The following is a 3,938-nucleotide window of genomic DNA, read 5'->3' on the forward strand; positions in this document are numbered from 1 at the left end:
CCCCTCCGCCAGGACCTCCTCCGGGGCCCGGAGGAGGTCCTGGCGGAGGGGGGTGTGCGGGAAGGGCTGGGAACGGGCCCAGGCGAGGAGTTCCGCGCCGCGGCCGGGGGCCGCCTTCGCTTCCCACATCACGGCCACGGTCATGCGTGCCTCGGCCTCATGAGTACAGGTTCTCCTTGCTCAGCTCATGCAGATGATCATGGTCGTGCCCGCCATGGCCATGTCCGCCGTGGCCGTGGTCGCCATGATCGTGCCCGCCGTGGTCATGACCGTCCTGGTCGTGCGACGGTACGTGCGGCTCCGTCACCGGCAGCGACGAGTCCGCCGACAGTTGCCAGTCCGACGCCGACCGGTTCCTGGCCACCATTTCCGCGCCCAGTGCCGCCACCATCGCGCCGTTGTCCGTGCACAGCCCCGGGCGCGGGACCCGCAGGCGGATGCCCGCACGCTCGCAGCGGTCGGCGGCCAGCGCGCGCAGCCGGGAGTTGGCCGCGACGCCGCCGCCGATCATCAGATGGTCCACGCCCTCGTCCTTGCAGGCGCGGACGGCCTTCCGGGTCAGTACGTCGACCACCGCCTCCTGGAAAGAGGCCGCGACATCGCGTACCGGCACCTCCTCGCCCGCGTTCCGCTTCGCCTCGATCCAGCGGGCCACCGCCGTCTTCAGTCCGGAGAAGGAGAAGTCGTACGCCGCGTCGCGCGGCCCGGTCAGCCCGCGCGGGAACGCGATCGCCGTCGGATCGCCCTCCCTCGCGAGCCGGTCGATCACCGGACCGCCGGGGAAGCCGAGGTGCAGCACGCGCGCGATCTTGTCGAACGCCTCGCCCGCCGCGTCGTCGATCGTCGCCCCCATCGGCCGTACATCGCTGGTGATGTCCGGCGCGAGCAGCAGCGACGAGTGCCCGCCGCTCACCAGCAGCGCCATCGTCGGCTCGGGCAGCGGACCGTGTTCGAGCTGGTCGACGCAGATGTGGGAGGCCAGGTGGTTGACGCCGTACAGCGGCTTGCCGAGGGCGTACGCGTACGACTTTGCCGCCGAGACACCCACCAGCAGCGCCCCCGCCAGGCCGGGCCCGGCGGTCACCGCGATGCCGTCCAGATCTCGGGCGGAGACACCCGCCTCCTTCAGCGCGCGCTCGATCGTCGGCACCATCGCCTCCAGGTGCGCACGGGACGCGACCTCGGGCACCACTCCGCCGAAGCGCGCGTGCTCGTCGACGCTCGACGCGATGGCGTCGGCGAGGAGCGTCGTCCCTCGGACGATGCCGACCCCCGTCTCGTCGCAGGACGTCTCGATACCGAGAACGAGAGGTTCGTCAGGCATGGATCTCAGTTCCTCGATGGGTCGTGTGGGGCCTGTGGGTCGTATGAGTCGTGTCGGTCGTGCGGCTCGGGCGGGTCCGACGGGTCAGCCCGGGACTTCGTCCTGCCGGGCCTTCATATGGAGGCGCATGACGAGCGCGTCGACATTGCCGGGCTGGTAGTAGCCGCGCCGGAAGCCGATCGGTTCGAAGCCGAACCGCTCGTACAGCCGCTGCGCCCGCGGATTGTCGACCCGCACTTCGAGCAGCACCTCCTCGCACTCGAAGGCGGTGGCGTGCCGGAGCAGCTCGGTGAGCAGCCGGGAGCCGAGGCCGGTGCCCCACTGGTCGCGGGCCGCGGCGATGGTCTGTACGTCACCGATGCCACCGGCGGCGGCGAGCCCGGCGTAACCGACGATCCGGTCGCCCGGCGCCCCCTCCGCCCGTGCGTCCTCCGACCCGCCGTCCCGCGTCTCCGCCACCACATAACTGCGGGTGGCCCGCGGACCGCGCGCGTGCGCGAGCTCGGACCAGAACATGCCGGGCGACCAGGCGTCCTCGGGGAAGAGGTCGCGTTCGAGGGCGAGTACGGGCTCGATGTCCCACCAGCGCATCTCGCGCAGGGAGACGGCGGGAGCCGCCGTCGCGCCGGCCGTCTCCGTCACTCGCTTCTCCCCCGCCCCATCGGTCGCGTCGGTCACTTCGGCGTGACCACCTTGTAGTTCTTGGGCACCTCCGCGTCGGGACGGCGCAGATACAGCGGAAGGGCGGGCAGGAAGCCGTCGTCACCGTCGTCAGGGCCCCCGGCACCGACCCCGGCACCGTCCGCCGTCGCCGCCAGCCTCTCCGCCGCCAGCGACGCGAGCGCCGCCGCCGACTGGTGCTCCGGGCCGCGCGCGTCCGGGAAGACCTCCGGGTAGAGCCGTGCCCCCGCGCCGACCGCCGGCACCCCCGCCACCTGCTCATGCCCGGCGATATCGGCCGGCCGGTCGACCGCGGGCTCGGTCAGGCGCGTACGGGCATCCGCGTACCGCGCCCAGTAGACCTCCTTGCGCCGCGCGTCCGTCGCGACGACGAACGGCCCGTCGAGCCCGGAGGCGTACGCCAGCCCGTCCAGCGTGCAGAGCCCGCGCACCGGCACCCCCAGCACCGAGCCGAAGGTAAGGGCGGTGACCAGCCCGACGCGCAGTCCGGTGTACGGCCCCGGCCCCACTCCCACGACCACATCCGTGACGGCCTCCAGTTTCAGCCCGGCCTCGGCGAGGACCCGGTCGACGGCGGGGAGGAGCAGTTCCCCGTGGCGGCGCGCGTCGACCTGGCTCTCGGCGGCCAGGACGGAGCTGCCGTCGTGGAGAGCGACGGTGACGGCGGGCGTGGCGGTATCAACGGCGAGCAGAAGCACGCAAACAGCCTACGGCTCCGGCGCCCGGGGCACGGCGCCCCGCCCCGTCACTCGGCTGCTGCTACCGTCACCGAGAAGTCATACGTACGAGAGGTGGATCAAGGTGTCCAGGAGCAGCTCGGGAATCGTGGCCGGGCTCACCGCGGCGGCGGTCGCGGTGGTCGGCTTCCTCGCCTACCAGGCGGCCGCGAACGTTCCGAAGGCCGTCGGAAAGCCCGCCGCGCCCTCCGCCTCTCCGTCCGCCTCGGGCGCCGCCGTACCGAAGAAGAAGGACCCGAAGGCGATCCCGCCGGAGTCGGGCACCGGCGCGCGGGTCGTGTACGCGCTGTCCCAGCGCCGGGTGTGGCTGGTGAACCAGAACGAGCAGGCGACCCGGAGCTTCTCCGTCATGCCGAGCACGGTCAGCCCGATGCCCGGTTCGTACCGGGTGACCTCGCGCTCCGGAATGGTCACCGGGACGGACGGGGTGCGGGTCGAGCATGTCGTACGGTTCACGACCGTCAACGACGTGACCATCGGATTCGGCTCCGCGGCGGACGGCTCGCTGTCCAAGCCCGATCCGACGCTGAAGACGGGCGGGGTCCGGATGAAGAAGGCGGACGGCAACGCGGTGTGGACGTTCGCGACGGTCGGCTCCCCCGTGGTCGTCGTCCCGTAGTCGTCCCGCTGTCACCAGCCGGTACGCACGGGCCCGGTACGGCTCTCCTCAGGCCGCGTCGGGCTGCCGCTCCAGTCTGTCCGCCTCGGTCGCCTCAGTCGTATCGGTGGCCTCGACCGCCGACGGTTCCCTCGGCGGGGTCGAGACGGCCGCGGCAGCCGCGCACGACGCCAGCAGCGCGCTCATGGACACGGACGGCGCCGAAGCCGAGGGCGAGGGTGACCGGGGCGGAGAGGACTGCGGACGCGATTCGCGCTCTGACGCCGACATGGATGCCTCCTGAGGCTCCGGGGGCAGGCGTGGTCAGGTACTAGTTAGGCAGACCTAACCATGTCTCGAACACCATGTGACCACGCTGGGCATGGCACGCGCAACATTTTGCCGACGTCTTGTCGGAACGTACGGAACGGCCGGCCGAATCGCGGACAAATCCTCCGGCGGGGTCAGCGGGCGAGCGCCCCGAAATCGGTCTCCGACCAGCGGCGTCCGAATCCCGTCAGCGTGACGGTCCGCCGTTCGTCATATCCAGTGGTTTCGCCCCCGCCCCCGGGTCCCGCGCCCCCCGGCTCAGTGGTTC

The 3,938-nt window shown here is 72.0% G+C and carries 5 protein-coding genes; 2 read left to right on the top strand and 3 right to left on the bottom strand.

The features are described from left to right. Positions 1 to 157: 157 nt before the first annotated feature. From tsaD to tsaB, 3 genes are all read right to left on the bottom strand, one after another. Positions 158 to 1,324 (bottom strand): tRNA (adenosine(37)-N6)-threonylcarbamoyltransferase complex transferase subunit TsaD, encoded by a 1,167-nt coding sequence (gene tsaD / locus WH07_RS35030; RefSeq protein WP_046509137.1) that lies wholly within the window; start codon positions 1,322 to 1,324, stop codon positions 158 to 160. An 84-nt stretch (positions 1,325 to 1,408) separates the two neighbouring features. Beyond that, positions 1,409 to 1,915 (bottom strand): GNAT family N-acetyltransferase, encoded by a 507-nt coding sequence (locus WH07_RS35035; RefSeq protein ID WP_046509143.1) that lies wholly within the window; start codon positions 1,913 to 1,915, stop codon positions 1,409 to 1,411. Positions 1,916 to 1,998: 83 nt separating this feature from the next. Continuing rightward, on the bottom strand, positions 1,999 to 2,703 hold the full coding sequence (gene tsaB / locus WH07_RS35040) for a tRNA (adenosine(37)-N6)-threonylcarbamoyltransferase complex dimerization subunit type 1 TsaB (protein ID WP_046509139.1): 705 nt from the start codon (positions 2,701 to 2,703) through the stop codon (positions 1,999 to 2,001). A gap of 103 nt (positions 2,704 to 2,806) precedes the next feature. On the opposite strand from tsaB, the gene WH07_RS35045 reads away from it, so the two are divergent. Then, the gene (locus WH07_RS35045) at positions 2,807 to 3,361 is read left to right on the top strand and encodes a L,D-transpeptidase (RefSeq protein ID WP_046509141.1); all 555 of its coding nucleotides are present in this window, start codon (positions 2,807 to 2,809) and stop codon (positions 3,359 to 3,361) included. 106 nt (positions 3,362 to 3,467) lie between these two features. Beyond that, on the top strand, positions 3,468 to 3,644 hold the full coding sequence (locus tag WH07_RS42300) for a hypothetical protein (RefSeq protein ID WP_157877494.1): 177 nt from the start codon (positions 3,468 to 3,470) through the stop codon (positions 3,642 to 3,644). Positions 3,645 to 3,938: the final 294 nt, after the last annotated feature.

It is taken from the genome of Streptomyces odonnellii (genome assembly GCF_000981895.1).
Taxonomy (GTDB): domain Bacteria; phylum Actinomycetota; class Actinomycetes; order Streptomycetales; family Streptomycetaceae; genus Streptomyces; species Streptomyces odonnellii.

Excerpts from the sequence above, each read along its gene's own strand:
- tsaD (WP_046509137.1), bottom strand. The coding sequence starts at position 1,324 with ATGCCTGACGAACCTCTCGTTCTCGGTATCGAGACGTCCTGCGACGAG.
- WH07_RS35035 (WP_046509143.1), bottom strand. The coding sequence starts at position 1,915 with ATGCGCTGGTGGGACATCGAGCCCGTACTCGCCCTCGAACGCGACCTC.